The sequence below is a fragment of the Kitasatospora putterlickiae genome, from assembly GCF_039527695.1.
Classification (GTDB): domain Bacteria; phylum Actinomycetota; class Actinomycetes; order Streptomycetales; family Streptomycetaceae; genus Kitasatospora; species Kitasatospora putterlickiae.
The window spans coordinates 1-2691 of the sequence record NZ_BAAAKJ010000167.1; the positions used below are offsets into that span (position 1 = coordinate 1).

General features: G+C 73.1%; 2 protein-coding genes. One reads left to right on the forward strand and one right to left on the reverse strand.

Annotated features, from left to right (window positions below):
* Positions 1-1257 (reverse strand): DEAD/DEAH box helicase (locus ABD308_RS17275; protein ID WP_344335286.1); only part of this gene is annotated, 1257 nt, incomplete at its 3' end.
* 657 nt (positions 1258-1914) lie between these two features.
* Between ABD308_RS17275 and ABD308_RS17280 the strand changes: the two genes are divergently transcribed.
* Positions 1915-2646 (forward strand): ferritin-like fold-containing protein, encoded by a 732-nt coding sequence (locus tag ABD308_RS17280; protein ID WP_344335288.1) that lies wholly within the window; start codon positions 1915-1917, stop codon positions 2644-2646.
* Positions 2647-2691 lie beyond the last annotated feature (45 nt).

A 2691-nucleotide genomic window follows, 5' to 3' on the forward strand; every position in this document is an offset into this window, starting at 1 on the left:
CGCGGGCCGGCCGGAGCCGCTCCGCCCGCCGCGCCCACGGGCGCCGGAGCGCGAACCGCGCCCGCCGGTCTCGCCGAGGTCCTCGACCTCCTCCGCGCCGAGCCCGGCCCGGGTCCGCTCCGAGCGCGGCAGGACGCCCTTGGTCCCCGGCGCGATCTTCAGCAGCTCGTACAGGTGCGGCGAGGTGGAGTAGGTCTCCTCCGGCTCGTTGAACGGCAGGTCCAGCGCCTTGTTGATCAGCTGCCAGCGCGGGATGTCGTCCCAGTCGACCAGGGTGACCGCGGTGCCCGAGGCGCCGGCCCGGCCGGTGCGGCCGATCCGGTGCAGGTAGGTCTTCTCGTCCTCGGGGCACTGGTAGTTGATCACGTGCGTGACGCCCTCGACATCGATGCCGCGGGCCGCGACGTCGGTGCAGACCAGCACGTCGACCTTGCCGTTGCGGAACGCCCGCAGCGCCTGCTCGCGGGCGCCCTGCCCGAGGTCGCCGTGCACCGCGCCGGCCGCGAAGCCGCGCTGGGTCAGCTGGTCGGCGACGTCGGCGGCGGTCCGCTTGGTGCGGCAGAAGATCATCGCCAGCCCGCGGCCCTCGGCCTGAAGGATGCGCGAGACCGTCTCCACCTTGTCCAGCGAGTGGGCGCGGAAGATGTGCTGCTCGATGTTGGCGACGGTGGTGCCGGTGTCGTCCGGCGCGGCGGCGCGGATGTGCGTCGGCTGGCTCATGTACCGGCGGGCGAGGCTGATGACCTGGCCCGGCATGGTCGCCGAGAACAGCAGGGTCTGCCGCTTGGCGGGCAGCATGGTGATGATCTTCTCGACGTCCGGCAGGAAGCCGAGGTCGAGCATCTCGTCGGCCTCGTCCAGGACCAGCGAGCGGACCTTGGACAGGTTCAGCTTCTTCTGACCGGCCAGGTCGAGCAGCCGGCCGGGGGTGCCGACGACGATGTCGACGCCCTTCTTCAGCGCCTCGACCTGCGGCTCGTAGGCGCGGCCGCCGTAGACGGCGAGCACGCGCACGTCGCGGACCTTGCCGGCGGTCTGCAGGTCGTTGGTGACCTGGGTGCACAGCTCGCGGGTCGGCACGACGATGAGCGCCTGCGGGCCTTCGGAGAGCTGCTCCTCCTGCGCGCGCCCGGCGTCGACGTCGGCCCGCACGACGACCCGCTCGATCAGCGGGAGGCCGAAGCCGAGGGTCTTGCCGGTGCCGGTCTTGGCCTGGCCGATGACGTCGTGGCCGGTCAGCGCGACCGGCAGGGTCATCTCCTGGATCGGGAAGGGGTGGACGATGCCGACGGACTCAAGGGCCTCGGCGGTCTCCGAGAGGATCCCCAGTTCCCGGAAGGTGGTCTTCGTGGGTTCAGCGGTGGTGGACAGGGTGCTGCCTCTTCCATGTGGAGGGGCCGAGAGCGAGCGGCGGGCGGGCAGCCGCGCGGCTGCGTACGGGCCTGGGCGGCCCCGAATACAGCTGCGCGGACGCACAACCGCGCCGGTCCCTGCGGCCGGCCGGTGCGCGCGGCCCCGTCAAGGGGGCGCGTCGCCGGCGGCGTCGGGGAGGATTCCCGTGAGGGACCTGCGCGGGACCTGCGCCGGCTGGCGCGGTCTCGGCGGCCCTCGCTCGGCCACTGATGCGGTGCCAAGGCTTGAAGTCCAAGCCCTGGTCGGAGCCGATCGGCTCTCCGACCGGGCATCCGCGTACGTTGAGTACCCGGCTTCCACGCGGCGCGTCCCCGGGGGACGGAGCCGCTGCGGAGCGGGCTTGCCCGGCACACCGAGACGGCGGTGACACCGTGCGAGCACGACGGGCCTCCGTACCACCATACAGTCACCCGACGACTCGAACACGTGACGCGGACGACATCGCAGGTCGGAGCGGTGGAAGAGGTGCCCGGGGAGGGACCGGCACTAAGGTGGCGGGTCATGGAGAACCGTGGTGAGACGCAGGACGACGTGGCGGCCGGCTCGATCGGCGACTGGGCGACCTGCTCGGCCGATCCCGGCTACCGGGCCGCCGTACTGGACCTGCTCGGCGCCCTCGCGTACGGCGAGCTGAGCGCCTTCGAGCGGCTCGCCGAGGACGCCAAGCTCGCGCCCGACCTGGCCGACAAGGCGGCACTGGCCCGGATGGCCTCCGCCGAGTTCCAGCACTACCAGCGGCTGCACGACCGGCTCGCCGAGATCGGCGCCGACCCGCAGGAGGCGATGCGGCCGTTCGTCGAGCCGCTGGAGCTCTTCCACCGGATGACCGCCCCCTCGGACTGGCTGGAGGGCCTGGTCAAGGCCTACGTCGGCGACGCCATCGCGACCGACTTCTACCGCGAGGTGGCCGTCCGGCTCGACGACGACACCCGCGACCTGGTCCTCGGCGTCATGTCGGACACCGGGCACGCGCGGTTCGCCGTCGACAAGGTCCGCCAGGCCATCGAGGCCGACCCGCGCGCCGGCGGCCGGCTCGCCCTGTGGGGCCGGCGGCTGATGGGCGAGGCGCTCAGCCAGGCGCAGCGGGTGGTCGCCGAGCGGGACGCGCTCTCCAACCTGCTGGTCGGCGGCGTCCGGGTGCAGGGCTTCGACCTGGTCGAGGTCGGCAAGATGTTCAACCGGATCACCGAGGCGCACACCCGCCGGATGGCGGCGCTCGGCCTGGCCTCCTGAACCCTCGCGCGTACCGGGCGCCCGGCGTGCGCGGGGCGCCCGGCG